Below are 332 nucleotides of genomic sequence, written 5' to 3' on the forward strand. Positions count from 1 at the left end.
CCCTCGATCCCGCCCCCGATCCGCAGGCCGACCTCGCCCGGGACCTCGTCCAGCACATCCGCGAGGACCGCACGGTGCGCCGCGTCAGCGAATTCGCCCACACCCAGGGCCTCTCCGTGCGGGCGCTGCAACGGCTCTTCTCCGCGCACGTCGGCGTCAGCCCCAAGTGGGTCATCCTGCGCTACCGCATCCACGAGGCCCTGGAAGTGGCCGGCAACCGCAGCGACATCGACTGGGCCACCCTCGCCGAGAAGGAGCCGACCCTCTTCCCCGAGGACATGACCGCCCTCCGGATGCCCCCTCCGAACCCCTACATCGGCGCGGTCGAGCCG

Annotated in this window: 1 pseudogene; it reads left to right on the forward strand. The window is 71.7% G+C overall.

Going from position 1 to position 332, the window contains the following annotated elements:
* Positions 1-332 (forward strand): annotated as a pseudogene (locus TN53_RS49015) (AraC family transcriptional regulator); the annotation flags it as partial.

Origin of the sequence: Streptomyces sp. WM6386, assembly GCF_000972385.1 — a bacterium.
Taxonomy (GTDB): Bacteria; Actinomycetota; Actinomycetes; order Streptomycetales; family Streptomycetaceae; genus Streptomyces.